Genomic DNA, 17364 nt, shown 5'->3' with positions numbered 1-17364 from the left:
GGGAACCGAAGGCGCGCGTCCGTGTTGATTTCACAACAGCAAGGAGCATCACGATGCGTACTGCAACACTCACAATCCACGGCGGCCTGATGATGGGCCTGCTTCTCGCCAGCGCACTGCTGATTTAAGATCACCACTCTCAAAAGGTGTAACGTGGAAAAGCCGGGCTCCCTCGCCCGGTTTTTTCACGTCTGGGGGTCAGCCTGCGCGCCAGGCCCGCTGTCCCGGAATGTGCAACGTGACGCGGTCGCCCAGCCGCAGGATGCCGGGCCGTTCGACCCAGGCCGTCACTCCGCGTTTGCCCTTGGCCGCCGGTTTGAACGCCTTGCCATGGCCGGGGTGCGCCGCCTCGATCGTCATGGCCGGAAAGTGGCAGGGCTGGTTCAGCATGTCGACGGTCAGCGTCACGCCATCCGGGCCCTGAAGGCGGCTTGAGGGCGGGACGTGGGTGAAATCCGGGATACCGTCCAGCACCACCGAAGCGCCCAGCCAGCGCGGGTTGATCGCCTCAAGCCCCAGGGTGGCGGCGATTTCGGCCATCTCCTGCGCGCTGACAATGGCAAGCTGGCGGGTGTTGCGGATTTCGGTGTCGCGCTTGTACTGGGTCAGGACGCGGGTGCAGGACGGACGGGTTTCGCCGGCGTGGCAATCGTCCTCGTACCCGGCCCAGGTCAGAGGCATTTCGGCCAGCGCGCCGGTTTCGATGGTAGGCGCATCGCGGTGCGGAACAAAGCCCAGCCAGGTGACGGTGGCAACATGTTCGGTGGCGATCAGGGCGGGCATAGGGGGTCTTTCACATGCGCCGCCCACTGGCGGCAAGGGCGACAGGGCAAGGCGGCCCTGAGGAATTGTTAACCATCGCCTCATAGGGTGGTGACCGGTCGTCGCGCAAGTGGCCCGTTGACCAACGCCAAGCGCCTGCACGGCCCGAGGCGAACGTGCCACGCCCGCAACAGATTTGGCGCAAAGAAAGGGCAGAAATTAACCTTTGTTCCGAAATTCGGCGTTCAGGCAATAGGATCGGAGGCACCAAGGAGTGGTGCGTCAACCTGTCCGGTCTGCCGGATTGAACGACATCGCCCCCAAAAACCAAAAAGCGACGCAGTATCGAGAACTAGTATTGAGGTAACGAGACGATGGCATTCATTTCAGAAATCAACATGCTGGGCGGCGGCGGCGCCAACTCCGGCGAATTTGTCGAGATCGTGCTGGGCCCCGACGACAACCCGGCCGATTTCGTCCTCAGCGCCTATGATGAAAACGGCAACCTTCACACCACCTCCGGGCTCGGCTCGGGGCAGGTGCGCCTGTCCTCGCTGACCGGGTCGCCCGACCCCGACAATTCCGATTTTACCGTCTATGTCATCCCCCTGGGCATCCGGAACGCCAAAAGCGATTCGAACGAGGCCAGCGGCGTTTCGCTGACCGATACCTCGGGGGCGACGAACAACGTGCTGTCCTTCTACAGCGCCGATTCGCTTCCTCCGATCACCGCACAGCAGGGCGCGGCCACGAACGCCGTGTCGGATGACAGTCTTGACCATACCGCGTTGCAAAACGGCGAAAGCTATCAATGGGATATCGCGGGCAACCGGACCATTGCCAACAAAAGTTCGGGCGATGCCGTGCTCTGCGTGACCGCCGATGCCCGCCTGCGCACGCGCAGCGGGTTCAAGCGGGCCGGCGATCTGCGGGTCGGCGATCTGGTCTGGACGGCCGATCACGACTATCAGCCCGTGCGCTGGATCGGAAAGCGGTCGGTCTCTCAGCAGGAGCAGGACAAAACCCCCGCTCTGCGGCCCCTGCGCATCCGCCAGGACAGGCTGGGCTGTGGAACACCCACGCGCGATCTTCTCCTGTCGGCCCAGCACCGGGTCATGCTGCGCACCGCCCTGGCCCGCAGCCGCCACCAGACCGACGAGGTGCTGGTGGCCGCGAACAAGCTTGACCTGCTGCCGGGCATCAAGCGTCACGAAAACGCCGGAACGGTGGAATACATCCATCTTCTGTTCGACCACCACGAGGTGATCGAAGCCGACGGCGCGCTGGTCGAAAGCCTGCTTCTGACGGACTACACGGCCCCGCAAGCCGACGCCGTGCCGATCACCGATCTTGGCAGCAAACCGAAGGCCACCCGCCCCGCCCGGCCCATCGTCGAGGGCAAGCAGGCCGAGGAACTGGTGCGCCTCATCCGGCGCTGCTCTCAGATGCCAGTGATGGAGGCGGACGACAGGCCGCTGGACGCGACTGGCTGATCTTCGCCCGAACCACTAGCTCCCAAACGAAAAACGGGCCGAAGATTTCGGCCCGTTTACATGTGTCGGTCATCGCGGCGCGTCAGGCCGAAGGTTCAGGCTCCAGCCCGCTGTCGCTGGGCTTGTTCTTCTTGGTCTTCGGAATCGCGGTCAGCGACGGCGTGTTGCCCTGATCGGGGCGATCGTCATTGTCATCACCACGGTTCAGGGGTTCGCCCTTGACCACCTTCATGATCTCGGGGCCGGTCAGGGTCTCGTATTCCAGAAGCCCCTGCGCCAGCCGCTCTAGATCGTCGGCCTTCTCGGTAAGGATCCGCTTGGCGGTTTCGTAACCGGTGTCGATGATCTCTTTCACCTTCTTGTCGATGATCCGCTGCGTATCGGCCGAATGGCTTGTCCCGCCCCCGTAAGAGCCAAGGTGCGACTGCTGCTCGTTGGCGTAATCGACAAAGCCCAGCTCCTCGGAATAGCCGAACTGCGTGACCATGGCGCGGGCGATCTTGCTGACCTGCTGGATGTCGCTGGCCGCGCCCGAGGTCACGTTCTCCTTGCCGAAGATCAGCTCCTCGGCCACGCGCCCGCCCATCGCCATGGCGATCTTGCTGGTGTACTTCGTCCAGCTTACCGAAAGCTGATCACGCTCGGGCAGCGACAACACCAGACCCAGCGCACGGCCGCGCGGGATGATCGTCGCCTTGTGAATCGGGTCATGCTGCGGAACGTTCAGACCCACGATGGCATGGCCGGCCTCGTGATAGGCGGTCAGCTTCTTTTCATCCTCGGACATGACCATGGAGCGGCGCTCGGCCCCCATCATCACCTTGTCCTTGGCGTTCTCGAAATCTTCCATGATGACAAAGCGGCGGCCGACCCGGGCGGCCATCAGCGCCGCTTCGTTCACCAGGTTGGCCAGGTCGGCACCCGAAAAGCCGGGGCAGCCGCGGGCGATGATGCGCAGGTCCACATCGGGGCCCAGGGGCACCTTGCGGGCATGCACGCCCAGGATCTTCTCGCGGCCCTTGATGTCGGGGTTCGGAACCTGCACCTGGCGGTCGAAACGGCCGGGGCGCAGCAGCGCCGGATCCAGAACGTCGGGGCGGTTGGTGGCCGCGACGATGATGATGCCCTCGTTGGCCTCGAACCCGTCCATTTCCACGAGAAGCTGGTTCAGCGTCTGTTCGCGTTCGTCGTTGCCGCCGCCATAGCCCACGCCACGCGACCGGCCCACGGCGTCGATCTCGTCGATGAAGACGATGCAGGGCGCGTTCTTTTTCGCCTGTTCGAACATGTCGCGCACACGGCTTGCACCGACGCCGACGAACATCTCCACGAAATCCGAACCCGAGATGGTGAAGAAGGGCACGCCCGCCTCACCCGCAATGGCGCGGGCCAGCAGCGTCTTACCGGTGCCCGGAGGGCCGACCAGCAGCGCGCCCTTGGGGATCTTGCCGCCAAGACGCGAGAATTTCTGCGGGTTGCGCAGGAATTCGACGATTTCTTCCAGTTCTTCCTTGGCCTCGTCGATGCCGGCCACGTCATCGAATGTCACGCGGCCGTGCTTCTCGGTCAGCAGCTTGGCGCGCGATTTGCCAAAGCCCATGGCACCGCCCTTGCCGCCGCCCTGCATGCGATTCATGAAATAGATCCAGACACCGATCAGCAGAAGGAACGGCAGGAAGGTCATCAGGATGGTGGTGAAACCCGACTGTTCCTGCGGCTTGGCGTTGACCGTCACGTTCTTGTCGATCAGCCGCTGGGTCAGGGCATCGCCGTTGTCCGGGCGGATCGTGACGTAATCGTTGCCGTCGGCACCGCGGAACATCACCCGCTCACCATCCAGCGTCACGGCCGAAACGTTGCCCGCATCTACGGATTCGACAAATTCGGAATAGCTGATCGAACGCGAGTTGATCGACGACTGGCCACCTGAAAACAGGTTGAACAGCGCCACGACAAGCAGGATCAGGACGGCCCAGAAGGCCAGATTGCGCGCATTCCCCAAGGAAACTCTCCTGTCACAGGTCAGATCGTCGCCGGTGCGACGGTTCCCCCTAAGATAGAGGTCATGGCGATTTGTTCAATGCGATAACAGCCGATCAGGAAAATGTCCGCCCGGCGGATGCAGGTCGATCCGGACAGTCGGACCATGGCCGATCGCGGGGCAAGCCACCAGTTCGCCACCATCCCACAGCGCCGGATGGGCCAGCAGCGCGGCGCGCGGCAGCGGCGCACGGTCCCGCGGGCCTGCCTGGGCCAGCCCGGCCTCTCCCAGCGCCCGCACCTCCAAACCACGGGTTTCAGGCCCGAAAACGGCCCAGCGGCGATCCCAGGGCGTTTGCGGCTCTGCCGGTGCGGTGCTTCCTGCCACCGCCGCAAATTCGCGGGCCACGATCAGGCGGGCGGCCTGCGCAATCATCGTGCAGCCGTGCAGCGTGGTGGTTGCGCCCGAAAGCCAGCGGTCCATCGCCTGTTCCAGCGCCGATTCCCTTGGGCGGTAATCGGCGGATGCGACGAATTGCAGCGCCGCCGACAGGATGCGCAACTGCGTGTCCGTCTCGATTTCGGCGAATGTGTCGCGCTCCAGGATGACACTGCCGCGCGCCCCCGGATCATCGCAGGGCACCAAGCTTGCGCGCGCCGCATCATGGGCGCGCCGACCCAGGGCCACCCGCGCCCGCCGCAGCCTTTGCGCCGTATCCGACAGGCGCGCGGTGTCCAGCCCCTCCTGGCCCAGCGTGGTCAGCAGGGCGCGGATGCGCACGCGGTCGAACCGGGGGTCGTCATTGCTGGGATCATCGGCGTAGGGAATGCGCAACACCTTGTTATAATGGCGCAATTCGGCCCGCTCAGCCTCAAGAAGGGGGCGGACGATGTGCCAGTCGGGCGTCGGTTCCTGCGCGCGGGGCGGTGCGCCCGGCACCGTGTCGTTCTCCGTTGGCGCCCCGTGCACCCGCTGCACCGCGGCCATGCCCGAAAGCCCCTCGACCCCCGAACCGCGCCGGAGCCGCAAAAGCAGCGTTTCGGCCTGATCGTCGCGGGTGTGGGCGAAGAGGACATGGCGCAGCCGGCCCCGCCAGCGCCCGATCAGATCCTGCCGGGCGCGCCGGGCGGCGTCCTGCAGATTGCCACGCCCGTCCCAGCCTTCCCAACGCAGGGTGGCATGGGGCAGACCGCGCGCCTGCGCCTCAGCCGCGACCATCCGCGCTTCTTCGCCACTTTCGGCACGCAGCCCGTGATCGACGGTACAAACCCAGAGGCGCACGCCCCAGACCCGCGCCCAGTCGGCGGCAAGGTGCAGCATCGCCATGCTGTCGCCGCCGCCGGAAACGGCAAGGCCGATATCCTCGGGAAAATCGGGGCCAAGGGCCTGCCCCATCGCTTCGGCAAACCGCTGGGCCAGCGGCGCCGGTCCGTCGCTCATCCGCAGGTCATGCCCGCGCGTGCGGTCTGCGCCTCGATGCTGGCGGGGCTTGAGGGAAAGCGCGTCGTCACCTCGCCCAGGATGGCACAGCTGTCGGCGGGCTGGCCCAGATCGTTCAGCATGAGGCCCAGTTTCAGCAGCGCCTGGGGCGCCTTTGCCCCGTCTGGCGAACCCGAAAAGGATTCGAGATAGGCGCGCGCCGCTTCCTCGCGCTGGCCCAGTTGCGAAAGCGCCTCGCCGCGATAGAAATGCGCCTCGCCGGTCAGCGCGCCGGCGGTGTAGGTCTGGGTGAAGGTCGCAAAGAGGTCAGCGGCGGTGCGAAAGTCACCTTGATCGAGCACCTCCCGGGCCCGATCGAAGTCTTGCTTTTCACCGATGGCAAGTTCGGTTCCCTGGGGGGTATCGGCGGGGGCCGGCACGGCGACGGGCGCGGCCTCTCCTCCGATGGGCTTGGTTTCGCCGATGGCGCCGATATCACAGCCCGGCTCAAGCTCGCAAACGCGGAACTGAAGATCGCCGATCCGGTTGGTGCCGTCGGTCACCACGCTGTTGACGCGGTTCTCAAGCTCCTCGGTCTTGCCGGTCAGGCGGCGCAGCTCGGCCTCCATCGTATCGATCCGTTGCAGCGCCGAGGTGCCGGAAAGATCGACGCCGGGTGTGCCGGTCGTCGAAAGCTCGCGGCGCAGTTTCTGCACCTCGACCAGCAGGATCGACAGCTCTTGGCGGATGTCGGCCAGCGTGTTGTCCTGTGCCTGCACCGATACGGGCAGGGACAGGGCCACCGACAGGGCAAGGGCGGCGCGCAACATGGTTACGACAGGCCCCCGGCCGCGATCACGGTCACGGCGCGGCGGTTCTTGGAATAGCAGGCCTCGGTCGAGCAGACCTCGATCGGGCGCTCCTTGCCGTAGGAGACCGTCCGCAGGCGCCCCGCGCTGACCCCCTGCGACACAAGGTAATCGCGCGCTGCCGAGGCGCGGCGCGCGCCCAGGGCGATATTGTATTCCCGGGTGCCCTGTTCGTCGGCGTGGCCTTCGATGATCGCGGTATATTCGGGGTTGCGCGACAGCCACAGCGCCTGACCGGCCAGCGTGGCCCGGCCATCTTCCGACAGGGTCGACTGATCGACGGCGAACAACACCCGGTCTCCGACGGTCTGCTTGAAATAGGCGGGGGAGGCCGGATCAAGCGCGCCCTGACCGATGGTTTCGCTTCCCGGATAGGCGCCGTTCGCGCCGGGGCCACCCAGCGCCCCGTCGTTTGCGCCGCCGCCGAACCGGTCGGCATTGGTGCAGGCCGATACGGCCAGAATCAACGCAAGTGCGGTGCCGATTTTCTTCATCTTGATATGTCCTGTCTCTGCGACTGCCCGTTTGAGGCGATTCTATCACTCCGTTTCCGGTTTGGAAACGTCAGCCTGTCACAAGGCCGGTTGCGGCGGGTTTCCGGGAATCGCCCGAAACTTCGCCGCAACACCGCTCCCTATTTCAGCAAGGGCGACCAGGCCGGGTCCGAGGCATTGCCCTCGATCGCGACCCGTTTCAGGTTTCGCCCCGAAATATCAACAGAGTAGAGCGAAGACTGCCCGCCCGCACCCTGGGTTTCACGCATGAACATCAGCACCCGGCCATTGGGCGCCCAGGTCGGCCCTTCATCAAGGAACGAGGCGGTCAGAAGCCGTTCTTCCGAACCGTCGGTGCGCATCACGCCAATGTGAAAGCGCCCGGCGTTCTGCTTGGTGAAGGCGATGAGATCGCCGCGCGGCGACCAGACCGGCGTGCCATAGCGCCCCGCGCCGAAGGAAATGCGCGTCGGTTCGCCACCGTTCGCGCCCATGACGTAAAGCTGCGGGGTGCCGGAACGGTCGCTTTCGAACACGATCTGGCTGCCGTCGGGCGAATAGGACGGCGCGGTTTCGATGCTGGGGGTGTTGGTCAGGCGTTCGGGCTGACCACCCGGGCGCAGACGATAGATGTCGGTATTGCCACCCGACGCGGCCGAAAAGACCACCGTCTGCCCGTCGGGCGCATAGCGCGGCGCGAAGGTCATGCTGTCGGCGGGCACCGGAAGGGCCACGCGGCTGACGCTGCCCACGTCCAACTGATAGATCTGCGGAAACCCCGTTTCATAGCTGGTATAAAGAATACGCTCGCCCGCCGGAGAGAAACGGGGCGCCAGCACGATTGATGAGCTGTCGGTCAGGTACTGGATGTTGGCACCGTCGTAATCCATGATCGCCAACCGCTTCTTGCGGTCGTTCTTTGGCCCCTGCTCTGACACGAAAACCACGCGGCTGTCGAAATAGGGCCCTTCGCCGGTGATGCGCGAATAGACGGCATCGGCCACCTTGTGCGCCATGCGCCGCCAGCTGTTGGTGGTGCCGGAAAATTGCAGCCCCTCGCCAAGCTGCGCCTCGGAGAAGACATCGAACACCCGGAACTTGACGCTCAGCTGGCCATCGGCGCTGGCGGTGACGGCCCCGGTGATCAGCGCCTGGGCGTTCACGGCTTTCCAGCTGGAATAGTCCGCACTGGGCGTGAAGTTCGAAACCTGGACGATGAAGGCCTCTTTCGGCACCTCGCGAAACAGGCCGGTGCCCACAAGATCGGCCGCGATCACCCGCGACAGACGGGCGGCATATTCACCGCCCCCGGCGTTTTCGGCGATGAAATCGGGTATCGCCACCGGCAGGGGTTCGATCACGCCCTCGGTGATGTCGATGCGCAGGGGGCCATCCTGGGCCATGGTCGGCGTGGCCAGTGGGGCCAGCATCAGCGCCAGCGCGCAGGTCAGCAGACGGAAACGGGTCATGGCAATCCTCACTTGGTCAAATCCGGTCGCCCGGCGCATGGAACGACAGCCCAACGCGCCCGCAGCATGATTGGTTCGCAGACAGCGGGCCGGGCAAGGCCCCGGCGCAAGGGCGCGACAGGCTCATCGCATCCTCATCCCACTGGGATCGAAGGTCATTTCGATGTTCTGCCACTGGCCGTATTTCTCGGCCGGCAGCGGGAACCCCGAGGCCCCGCAGCGGATCACCGCCCGCCGCGCCGCCTCGTAGGCCTGGCGCGCCGCCGTGGCATCGCCCCCCGAGGAGGACAGCATCCGCAACGAGGCCGAAACAGGCGTGCCATCGCGGTTCATCGCCACCGCGACCACCACCGTAGTGCGCAGCGCTTCGGAGCTGAGCGAACCGACGTTCCAGCATTTCTGCACCGAAACGCGCAGCGCTTCCTTCTCGCCCACGGTCAGCGGCGGCCCCGAGGGTTCGGCCACCACCGGCGCGGTATCGGGCTGTGCCGTCTCGCCGGGTTCGGCAGGCGTTTCGGGCGCGGGTTGCGCGGCATTCTCGGAACTCGCCGCGCTTGAGGCGGGCGGCGTGCGCGGTGCCTCGGCGGGCTGGGTCGGGCGTTCGGGCCGACGCGCCGGCCGGGCCGAGGTTTCGGGCGCCGTCGCGGGGGGCGTCGGCACCTGCGCCGGTTCGTCGGTCGGGGTTTCGGCCTCGGTCACGATCTCGGTCGTGGTCTCCTCGGGGGCGGCGGGGGCCTCCTCGGGCACGTCCTCGACCGGCGGCTCGGGTGTCGGTTCGGGCGCGACGGTCTCGACCGGCTCGGGCGCCGTTTCCACGTCGGGGGGGGGTGGCGGCGTCGCCTCGCTCGCGATCCGGCGTGCCGGGCGCGGGGTGGTGGTGGGCGCCGCCGGGCGCGGCTCGGCCACGGGCGGAGTCGGCTCAGGCGGGGTTTCGGCGGGGGGCTGCACCGGCAGCGGTTCGGGCGCCGCGGGGGCTTCCGGCTCGGGGGCGGGTTCGGGCGTCGGTGCCGGGGCCTCGACCACCGGCTCGGGGTCAGGCTCGCGCACCGGTTCCGGCTCGGGCTCGGGCTCCGGTTCGGGCGCGGGCTCCGGCTGAACCGGGGGGGTGGGCACGACGGCGGGGGCCAGTTCCTCGGCCGGGGTTTCCGTCTCGGGGGGCACGATGGTGGGTTCGGCGCCTTCCTCGGGTCGGGTCAGCGCGGCGAATTCCTCTTCGCTCAGCACGGTGACATTGGCCACGTCGGGGGGCGGAACGGGATCGCGCGCGAACATGCCGCCGAACAGCGCAAAGCCGATCAGCGTCAGGTGCCCGATGCCCGAAATGTAGGTGCCGGTCTTCACGCCCCGCTCCTCAGTTTCCCCGGCCGTCAAGGGTCGGGCCGCCCACGTCGGTGACAAGGCCGATGTCGCTGAAACCGCCGGCATTCAACGCCCCCATCACCTGCACCACCCTCTCGTAGGGGATGGAGCCGTCGGCGCGCAGGAACACCTTGTTGCTGGTCCGTTCGGCGGCAATGGCGCGCAACTGGCCGATCAGGTCGTCGCTCTCGGTCTCGTTGCTCATCAACAGCACGCGCCCGTCATTGGTCAGCGTGATGGTCAGCGGCTCTTCGCGCTCGGTCGGCAGGGCCTCGGCGCTGGTCTTGGGCAGTTCGATGGGAACGCCCACGGTCAACAGGGGCGCGGCCACCATGAACACGATCAGCAACACCAGCATCACGTCGACGAAGGGCGTGACGTTGATCTCGCTCATGGGTCTGGCCCGCGCGCGGCGGCGGCGGCGCGACGAACCGCCTTCCTTGTGGATCACCCCGGCGCCCATGCTCAGGAATCCAGCTGGCGCGACAGGATGGTGGCGAACTCGTCTGCGAAACTCTCGTAGCCGCGCACGATCTTGTCGGAATCACTGCTCAGCTTGTTGTAGAAGACAACCGCCGGAATCGCCGCCAGAAGGCCCAGTCCGGTGGCCAGAAGCGCCTCGGCGATGCCGGGGGCCACGACGGCAAGGTTGGTGTTCTGCTCCTGCGCGATCGAGATGAAGGCGTTCATGATGCCCCAGACCGTGCCGAACAGCCCGATGAAGGGCGCGGTCGACCCGACCGTGGCGAGAAAGGGAAGACCCTTCTCCAGCCCGTCGGATTCCTTGGTGATCGTCACATCCATCGACCGGTCGATGCGCGACTGGGCACCGGGGATCAGCCCGCCGTCGGTGCGGTGGCTGCGCCGCCACTCGGTCATCCCTGCGGCAAAGACCGATTCCGCCCGCCCGGCCGGTTCCGGCCCGATCTTGTCGTAAAGCTCGTCCAGCGGCTCACCCGACCAGAATGCCTCTTCAAAGCGGGCCTGTTCGCGCCGCGCCCGGGCAAAGACGATATGCTTCTGGATGATGATCGCCCAGGCCCAGAACGAGGCCAGGATCAGCACCAGCATCACCAGTTTGACGGTAAGCGTCGCCCGGGCATAAAGCCCCAGCAACGAAAAATCGATGTCCTGCGCCAGCGCGAGGGTTTCCGTTTCCATATGACCTGCTCACTCATTCGACCGTTCTGCGTCGGCCTTCTCCAACAGCCAACGTACAGCAATGTAGGAACGAAAGCCAATATCATCGCCTTCGCGCCGTAACATTGCCGCGATCCGGCATCAGGTTCGGCGAAACTCTGCCGGCAGGCGGCGCGCCCGCCCTGCCCCATCCAGCGCCACCAGCGTCGCCTCGGCCGCGAAAACGACCGTGCCGTCGCACAGGATGTCCTGCGCCAGCACCACCCGCGCGCCCGTCATCCGCAAGACCCGCGTGCGCACCTCCAGGATATCATCGAACTGCGCCGGGCGCAGGAAATCGGCCTCGATCCGCGCCACTGCAAAGACGACACCCCTTGCGCGCAAGGCCATCTGGTCCACGCCCAGCCCACGCACCCAATCGCTGCGCGCCCTTTCGATGAACTTCAGGTAATTGGCATGATAGACAATCCCGCCCATGTCGGTGTCTTCGTAATGAACCCGGCATGAAAACCAGTGCTCGTCGTCCTGCATGTCACCCTCCATCTTTGGTCCTCCAAATATCCCCGCCGGAGGCTCCGACAGCGGCAACACCACGCCCCCTCCCGGCCCCTTCGCCCCCGCCCGCCCCGGGCGCCCGCATAGCATGGAATGCGCCGAAGGCGCTCCGCCGGGTCACGCCCGCATCTGCGCGCCGATCGCCAGGGCCACGACCAGCAGCATCGTGCCCGCCATGGCAAGGTTGATGATCCGCTGGGTGCGCGGCGCCAGATCCAGCCGGTTCAGCGCGATCCCCGCCCAAAGCCAGGCCCCGTGCATCACCACCCAGATCGCGTTCATGATCATGACCTTCAGCGCGATCTCGCCCGCCGGATCTTCGGGCAGGAAGGCAAAGCCCGAAAACAGGGCGGTGTTCACCGCATAGGCCTTGGGATTGATCGCCTGAAGCGCCACGCCCCCGGCCAGACCGGGCGCCCTGGCCCGGGTGACAAAGGCGATCCGCGCGCCGGCAAAGGCGATGCGGAAGGCAAGATAGCAAAGGTATCCGATGGACAACACCGCCAGCACCGCCCGCAGCAGCGGATCGGCCAGCAGCACTGCGGCCAGGCCACTGATGACCAGCGCCGACACCAGGTTGTGGCCGAACCACAGCCCCAGCATGAACCGCAGCCCCGCCGCGCGCCCAAAGGCGGCCCCCACCCCGGCCAGGGTCAGAACCCCCGGCCCCGGCGTCAGCACCAGCAGGAACATCGCCGCGGCGAAGGTCAGCACCGTTTGCCAGCCACCCAGACACCGGCAATAGCCCGGTCGTCGCCCATCATGATGGTGGGAAAGACCGCATCCCAGATGTCGTCGGCCTCGGCCAGCCGCTGGGCAATGGCCGGGGTCGAGCCGAGGTCGAGCGCGACGATATCCGCCTCGCTGCCCACCGCCAGCGTCCCGATTTTGTCGTCCATGTGCATCGCCCGGGCCGAGCCCGCCGTCGCCAGCCACAAAAGCTGCGCCGGATGCAGCGCGGTGCCCGCCAACTGCCCGATCTCATAGGCGGCGGCCATGGTGCGCAGCATCGAAAACGACGACCCGCCCCCGGTGTCCGTGGCCAGCCCCACGGGGATGCCCCGCGCCTTCATCGCCGCCATGGCAAAGACCCCCGATCCGACGAAGGTGTTCGAGGTCGGGCAATGCACCAGTGCGGCACCCACTTCGGCGATGCGGTCCACCTCACGCGGCTCAAGATAGATGGAATGCCCGTAAAGCCCCCTGGGCCCCAGCAGGTCGGCGGCCTCGTAGGTATCCAGGTAGTCCCGCGCCTGGGGGTGCAGGTCGCGCACCCAGGCCACTTCGTCCACCTGTTCGCTCAGGTGCGTCTGCATCAGGCAATCGGGGTATTCGCCCCAGAGCGCCCCCAGCGCATGTAGCTGTTCGCGGCTTGACGTGGGGGTGAAGCGCGGCGTGATCGCATATTCCAGCCGGTCCACCCCGTGCCAGCGCTCCAGCAGGGCCTTGCTGTCGTCATAGGCCGATTGCGCCGTGTCGCGCAGGTTGTCTGGCGCGTTGCGGTCCATGCAGGTCTTGCCCGCCACCGCCCGCAGCCCGCGCCGACGGGCCTCGGTGAAATAGGCCTCGACCGAAACGGGGTGCGAGGTGGCATAGGAACAGGTGGTCGTCGTGCCATGGGCCAGGGTCAGGTCGAAATAGCGCGCCGCGATCGTCGCGCTGTAGGCCGGATCGTGAAACCGCGCCTCTTCGGGGAAGGTATAGGTGTTCAGCCAGTCGATCAGCCGCTTGCCCCAGCTGGCAATCATCGCGGTCTGGGGAAAATGGGTGTGCGCGTCGATGAACCCCGGCAGCAACAGCGCCTCTCCCATGTCCTCGACCTCGGCCTGGGGATGGGCGGCGCGCAGGCTCTCGGCGCTGCCCAGGGCGGCGACCCGTCCCGCCTCGACAAGGATGGCGCCGTGGCGGTCGTGGCGGGCGCCTTCGGTGGGCGGCGCGACGAAGGGATCAACGGGAAGTTGCAGGGTCTGACCGAGGATCAGGCGGGGGGCGAGAGATGTGTTCATAAGGTGTTTCTAAGGCGACGCAGTGCCAAGGTAAATTGCCAACGCCACTGGTCGCGCAACATCCCCTGCCCTAAAACCCACGGGGATGTGCAGGAGGACAACCGGATGAGCGACCAGGACGTGATCACCGAAGACACGGGCGACGACGAGGACGCCTACGCGCTGGACAGGCGCGCCGTCGCGGCGATTCTCGACGCGGTCGAGTTGGGCGACGCCGAGGCCCTGACGCGCCTGATGGAACCGCTGCACGCGGCCGACATCGCCGACCTTCTGGAACAGATCGATTCCGGCGACCGGCAGCGCCTGATCGTGCTTTACGGCAAGGAGTTCGACGGCGAGATCCTGTCGGAACTCGACGAAGGCATCCGCGAAGAGGTGATCGCCGCCCTGTCGCCCCAGGTTCTGTCGGACGCCGTGCGCGAGATGGAATCCGATGATGTGGTCGACCTTCTGGAAGACCTGGAAAAGCCCCAGCAGGACGCGATCCTCGAGGTGCTGGAAGCCGCCGACCGCCTGGCCGTCGAACGCGCGCTGAGCTTCCCCGAGTATTCGGCCGGTCGCCTGATGCAACGCGAGGTCGTGATGGCGCCCGAGCATTGGACCGTGGGCGAGGCCATTGATTTCATGCGCGGACACGAGGATCTGCCCGATCAGTTCTATCACCTGATCCTGGTCGATCCGCGCCTGCGCCCCACCGGCTATGTCACCCTGGGCAAGCTGATGTCGTCACCCCGTGTCGTGAAACTGGCCGATATCGTCGAACCCAGCTTCCGCACCTTCGACGTGGACGAACCCGAGGCCGACGTGGCCTATGCCTTCAACCAGTACCACCTGATTTCGGCCCCGGTTGTCGATGACGACGGGCGGTTGGTGGGGATCATCACCATCGACGACGCGATGATCGTTCTCAGCGAAGAGAACGAGGAAGACATCCTGCGCCTGGCCGGTGTGGGCGACGAAAGCCTGGCCGACAGCACCCTTCTGATCGTGCGCCGCCGTTTCCCCTGGCTGGCGGTCAACCTGGTGACGGCGATCATGGCCTCGCTGGTGATTGCCCAGTTCGAGGCGACGCTGGCGGCGGTTGTGGCGCTGGCCGTGCTGATGCCCATTGTCGCCTCGATGGGCGGCAATGCGGCGACCCAGTCGATGACGGTTGCCGTGCGCGCCCTGGCCACGCGCGACCTGACATCCTCCAACGCGCTGCGCGTGCTGCGCCGCGAGGTGACGGCAGGGCTTCTGAACGGCTGCGCCTTTGCGGTGATCATGGGGATTGTCGGCTATATCTGGTTTGGCACCGCCATGCTGGGCGTCGTGCTGGGGGCGGCCATGATCATCAACCTGGTGGTGGCCGGGCTGGCCGGTGTCACCATTCCGATGATCCTGGAAAAGGTGGGCGTCGATCCGGCGCTGGCCTCGGGGGCCTTTGTCACCACGGTCACCGATGTTGTCGGCTTCTTTGCCTTCCTGGGCCTGGCCGCCGCCGTGCTGATTTGACGGAGGAACGGCGCAAGGCCGCCGCGCGCAAGGCTGCCTTTCAGCGGCGCAAGGCGGCCTTCGCTGCGGCCCCGCCGGCGGCCGCGGGCCACCTCAGCGCGGTTCTGGCCGGGTATCGCGGCGTGCCGCTTGCCGGTTACCTGCCGATCCGCTCCGAGATCGACCCGATTCCGGCCATGGCCGAGGCTTCGGCCCATGGCCCTGTCGGCGTTCCGGTCATCCGGTCGGCGGGACAGCCCCTGAAATTTGCGCTGTGGTCGCCCGAATGCGCGCTGGTTCCCGGGGCTTTCGGGGCGATGGTGCCCCCCGCGCCGGAATGGATGACACCCGAGATCCTGATCGTTCCGCTGGTCGCCTTTTCGCGTGGCGGCGGGCGGCTGGGCTATGGCGGCGGATTTTATGACCGCACCCTTGAAACCCTGCGCGCCGCGCGCCCCACCCTGGCCATCGGTTTTGCCTTTGCGGCCCAGGAAACCGACGATCTGCCGCTGGAGCCCACCGACCAGCCGCTTGACCTGATCGTGACCGAAGAGGGCGTGCTGACGCCCTGACCCCTCCGCGCCACCGCTTTCCGATCAAAATACTCGGAATTGACAAGCCTGAGTGTTTTTGTCAGATGGGATACAGACCACGGCCAGCGGAGCGCCCCATGATCGTCTGCCACTGCAACGGAATCTCCGATACCGACATCAAAAGCGCGGTGGACTGGATGCGCGCATCCGACCCCGCAACCCTGATCACCGCCGGAAAGATCTATCGCGCCCTTGGCAAACGGGCCGATTGCGGCGGCTGCCTGCCCTTGTTCCTTGACACCATGCGCGGCTGTGACAGTTTCGAAGTACCCATGCAATTGCGCGGCCTGCGTCGCGCCCCAACACAGGTGAACGCGACATGAAGGGTGACAAGAAAGTCCTCCAGTACCTCAACGACGCGCTGCGCAGCGAACTGACGGCGGTCAGCCAGTACTGGCTGCACTACCGCCTTCAGGAAGATTGGGGCTATGGCCACATCGCCGACAAGTCGCGCGCCGAAAGCATCGAGGAAATGCACCACGCCGACCGCCTGATCGACAGGATCATCTTCCTGGAAGGCCACCCCAACCTGCAAAAGCTTGACCCGCTGCGCATCGGCCAGACGCTTCGCGAAACGCTTGAGGCGGATCTTGCCGGAGAACACGACGCGCGCACCCTCTATATCGAGGCGCGCAAGCACTGCGAATCGGTGGGGGATTTCACCTCGAAGGCCCTGTTCGAAAGCCTGATCGCCGACGAGGAAGGGCATATCGACTTTCTTGAAACCCAGATCGAGCTTTACGACACCATCGGCGCCGAGAAGTACGGCCAGTTGAACGCCAAACCCGCAAGCGAGGCCGAAAGCTGAGGCCCCGCCCCGACGGGCAACTTGTCATCGCGGCGCCGGCGGTCTAGGGCAGCGCCATGAGAATACTGTTTCTGGGCGATGTAATGGGCCGCGCCGGGCGCGCGGCCGTGACCGAGCGGCTTTCGGGCCTGCGCGAAAAATGGCAGCTGGATTTCGTCGTGGTGAACGGCGAAAACGCCACCAACGGCGCAGGCCTGTCGGCGGCCCACGCCAAGGCGCTGCTGGAGGCGGGCGCCGATGTCCTGACCCTGGGCGATCATGCCTTCGATCAGAAGGACATGCTGCGCTTTGTCGAGGAAGAGCCGCGCATCATCCGGCCGCTGAACTTCTCCAAGGTCGCGCCGGGGCGCGGTGCGCGGGTGTTCCCGGCGCCGGGCGGGCGCAAGGTGCTGGTGGCGCAGGTGCTGGGCCAGGTCTTCATGAAACGCCCCTTCGACGACCCCTTCAGCGCCATCGAGCCCGTGCTGAAGGCAGCCCCCCTGGGGGTGCAGGTGAACGCCGCGCTGGTGGACATGCACTGCGAGGCGACCTCGGAGAAGATGGCCATGGGCCACTGGTGCGACGGGCGGGCCAGCATCATTGTCGGCACCCATACCCATGTGCCCACGGGCGACGCCATGATCCTGCCGCGCGGCACCGCCTATCAGAGTGATGCGGGCATGTGCGGCGATTACAACTCGGTCATCGGAATGGACAAGGCCGAGCCCCTGAACCGCTTCATCACCGGGATGAGTAAGGGCCGGTTCACCCCGGCCGCCGGCCCGGCCACGCTGTCGGGGCTGTTCGTGGAAACCGACGATGCCACGGGCAAGGCGAAACGGGTGGCCATGGTGCGCGACGGCGGATTGCTGCAACCCGCCGCGCCCTGACGCGGGCGTCACCACGGGCTGTGCGGACAGGAGCCTCCGGCGGGGATATTTGAAGACCAAAGATGGAAGGGCCC

Annotated in this window: 18 protein-coding genes; 6 read left to right on the top strand and 12 right to left on the bottom strand. The window is 66.1% G+C overall.

Translation table 11 applies throughout. The features are described 5' to 3' along the window. Nucleotides 1-198 precede the first annotated feature (198 nt). The gene (locus H7828_RS14600) at nucleotides 199-783 is read right to left on the bottom strand and encodes an MOSC domain-containing protein (RefSeq protein WP_226781794.1); all 585 of its coding nucleotides are present in this window, start codon (nucleotides 781-783) and stop codon (nucleotides 199-201) included. Between the two features lie 353 nt (nucleotides 784-1136). Here H7828_RS14600 and H7828_RS14595 point away from each other — a divergent pair, with 353 nt between their 5' ends. Beyond that, nucleotides 1137-2255: a Hint domain-containing protein gene (locus H7828_RS14595; RefSeq protein WP_226781793.1), complete on the top strand. Its 1119-nt coding sequence runs from the start codon at nucleotides 1137-1139 to the stop codon at nucleotides 2253-2255. A gap of 82 nt (nucleotides 2256-2337) precedes the next feature. Here the strand turns inward: H7828_RS14595 and ftsH are convergent, their stop codons facing one another. The 11 genes from ftsH to guaD form a co-directional block, all read right to left on the bottom strand. Then, nucleotides 2338-4257, bottom strand: a complete 1920-nt coding sequence (gene ftsH / locus H7828_RS14590; RefSeq protein WP_226781792.1) for an ATP-dependent zinc metalloprotease FtsH — start codon at nucleotides 4255-4257, stop codon at nucleotides 2338-2340. A gap of 75 nt (nucleotides 4258-4332) precedes the next feature. Further along, nucleotides 4333-5676, bottom strand: coding sequence for a tRNA lysidine(34) synthetase TilS (gene tilS, locus H7828_RS14585; protein WP_226781791.1), 1344 nt, complete (start codon nucleotides 5674-5676; stop codon nucleotides 4333-4335). Then, complete coding sequence (gene ybgF / locus H7828_RS14580) at nucleotides 5673-6485, bottom strand: tol-pal system protein YbgF (protein ID WP_226781790.1); 813 nt, start codon at nucleotides 6483-6485, stop codon at nucleotides 5673-5675. Before ybgF ends, tilS begins: the two co-directional genes overlap by 4 nt. A 2-nt stretch (nucleotides 6486-6487) precedes the next feature. Beyond that, entirely contained in the window at nucleotides 6488-7018 is a 531-nt protein-coding gene (gene pal, locus H7828_RS14575; RefSeq protein ID WP_226781789.1) for a peptidoglycan-associated lipoprotein Pal, read from the bottom strand. A gap of 140 nt (nucleotides 7019-7158) precedes the next feature. Then, a complete protein-coding gene (gene tolB, locus H7828_RS14570) occupies nucleotides 7159-8487 on the bottom strand; it encodes a Tol-Pal system beta propeller repeat protein TolB (protein WP_226781788.1) in 1329 nt (442 codons plus the stop codon). Nucleotides 8488-8610: 123 nt separating this feature from the next. Further along, nucleotides 8611-9828, bottom strand: coding sequence for a hypothetical protein (locus tag H7828_RS14565; RefSeq protein ID WP_226781787.1), 1218 nt, complete (start codon nucleotides 9826-9828; stop codon nucleotides 8611-8613). 10 nt (nucleotides 9829-9838) lie between these two features. Next, nucleotides 9839-10309, bottom strand: coding sequence for a protein TolR (tolR, locus tag H7828_RS14560; protein ID WP_226781786.1), 471 nt, complete (start codon nucleotides 10307-10309; stop codon nucleotides 9839-9841). 2 nt (nucleotides 10310-10311) lie between these two features. Beyond that, nucleotides 10312-11007 (bottom strand): protein TolQ, encoded by a 696-nt coding sequence (gene tolQ, locus H7828_RS14555; protein ID WP_226781785.1) that lies wholly within the window; start codon nucleotides 11005-11007, stop codon nucleotides 10312-10314. Nucleotides 11008-11127: 120 nt separating this feature from the next. After that, on the bottom strand, nucleotides 11128-11517 hold the full coding sequence (gene ybgC / locus H7828_RS14550) for a tol-pal system-associated acyl-CoA thioesterase (protein ID WP_226781784.1): 390 nt from the start codon (nucleotides 11515-11517) through the stop codon (nucleotides 11128-11130). Nucleotides 11518-11658: 141 nt separating this feature from the next. Continuing rightward, nucleotides 11659-12255: a LysE family translocator gene (locus tag H7828_RS14545; RefSeq protein WP_226781783.1), complete on the bottom strand. Its 597-nt coding sequence runs from the start codon at nucleotides 12253-12255 to the stop codon at nucleotides 11659-11661. Next, entirely contained in the window at nucleotides 12249-13547 is a 1299-nt protein-coding gene (gene guaD, locus H7828_RS14540) for a guanine deaminase (RefSeq protein WP_226781782.1), read from the bottom strand. Before guaD ends, H7828_RS14545 begins: the two co-directional genes overlap by 7 nt. Nucleotides 13548-13652: 105 nt before the next feature. On the opposite strand from guaD, the gene mgtE reads away from it, so the two are divergent. The 5 genes from mgtE (at nucleotide 13653) to H7828_RS14515 (ending at nucleotide 17290) form a co-directional block, all read left to right on the top strand. After that, a complete protein-coding gene (gene mgtE / locus H7828_RS14535; RefSeq protein ID WP_226781781.1) occupies nucleotides 13653-15041 on the top strand; it encodes a magnesium transporter in 1389 nt (462 codons plus the stop codon). Next, nucleotides 15038-15592 (top strand): 5-formyltetrahydrofolate cyclo-ligase, encoded by a 555-nt coding sequence (locus tag H7828_RS14530; RefSeq protein ID WP_226781780.1) that lies wholly within the window; start codon nucleotides 15038-15040, stop codon nucleotides 15590-15592. Before mgtE ends, H7828_RS14530 begins: the two co-directional genes overlap by 4 nt. 98 nt (nucleotides 15593-15690) lie before the next feature. Further along, nucleotides 15691-15936, top strand: coding sequence for a (2Fe-2S)-binding protein (locus tag H7828_RS14525; protein WP_226781779.1), 246 nt, complete (start codon nucleotides 15691-15693; stop codon nucleotides 15934-15936). Beyond that, nucleotides 15933-16421, top strand: coding sequence for a bacterioferritin (gene bfr, locus H7828_RS14520; RefSeq protein ID WP_226781778.1), 489 nt, complete (start codon nucleotides 15933-15935; stop codon nucleotides 16419-16421). The genes H7828_RS14525 and bfr overlap by 4 nt, the downstream gene beginning before the upstream one ends. A 56-nt stretch (nucleotides 16422-16477) precedes the next feature. After that, entirely contained in the window at nucleotides 16478-17290 is an 813-nt protein-coding gene (locus H7828_RS14515) for a TIGR00282 family metallophosphoesterase (protein ID WP_226781777.1), read from the top strand. Nucleotides 17291-17364 lie beyond the last annotated feature (74 nt).

The sequence above is a fragment of the Oceaniglobus trochenteri genome, assembly GCF_020529025.1.
Lineage (GTDB): Bacteria > Pseudomonadota > Alphaproteobacteria > Rhodobacterales > Rhodobacteraceae > Oceaniglobus > Oceaniglobus trochenteri.
This window is presented reverse-complemented; position numbering and strand designations above follow the sequence as displayed.

Coding starts and splice junctions, on each gene's coding strand:
- tolR (WP_226781786.1), bottom strand. CDS start 10,309: ATGGGCGCCGGGGTGATCCACAAGGAAGGCGGTTCGTCGCGCCGCCGC.
- bfr (WP_226781778.1), top strand. CDS start 15,933: ATGAAGGGTGACAAGAAAGTCCTCCAGTACCTCAACGACGCGCTGCGC.
- H7828_RS14525 (WP_226781779.1), top strand. CDS start 15,691: ATGATCGTCTGCCACTGCAACGGAATCTCCGATACCGACATCAAAAGC.
- mgtE (WP_226781781.1), top strand. CDS start 13,653: ATGAGCGACCAGGACGTGATCACCGAAGACACGGGCGACGACGAGGAC.
- tilS (WP_226781791.1), bottom strand. CDS start 5,676: ATGAGCGACGGACCGGCGCCGCTGGCCCAGCGGTTTGCCGAAGCGATG.
- H7828_RS14595 (WP_226781793.1), top strand. CDS start 1,137: ATGGCATTCATTTCAGAAATCAACATGCTGGGCGGCGGCGGCGCCAAC.
- H7828_RS14600 (WP_226781794.1), bottom strand. CDS start 783: ATGCCCGCCCTGATCGCCACCGAACATGTTGCCACCGTCACCTGGCTG.
- ybgF (WP_226781790.1), bottom strand. CDS start 6,485: ATGTTGCGCGCCGCCCTTGCCCTGTCGGTGGCCCTGTCCCTGCCCGTA.
- H7828_RS14515 (WP_226781777.1), top strand. CDS start 16,478: ATGAGAATACTGTTTCTGGGCGATGTAATGGGCCGCGCCGGGCGCGCG.
- tolB (WP_226781788.1), bottom strand. CDS start 8,487: ATGACCCGTTTCCGTCTGCTGACCTGCGCGCTGGCGCTGATGCTGGCC.
- tolQ (WP_226781785.1), bottom strand. CDS start 11,007: ATGGAAACGGAAACCCTCGCGCTGGCGCAGGACATCGATTTTTCGTTG.
- ybgC (WP_226781784.1), bottom strand. CDS start 11,517: ATGCAGGACGACGAGCACTGGTTTTCATGCCGGGTTCATTACGAAGAC.
- guaD (WP_226781782.1), bottom strand. CDS start 13,547: ATGAACACATCTCTCGCCCCCCGCCTGATCCTCGGTCAGACCCTGCAA.
- pal (WP_226781789.1), bottom strand. CDS start 7,018: ATGAAGAAAATCGGCACCGCACTTGCGTTGATTCTGGCCGTATCGGCC.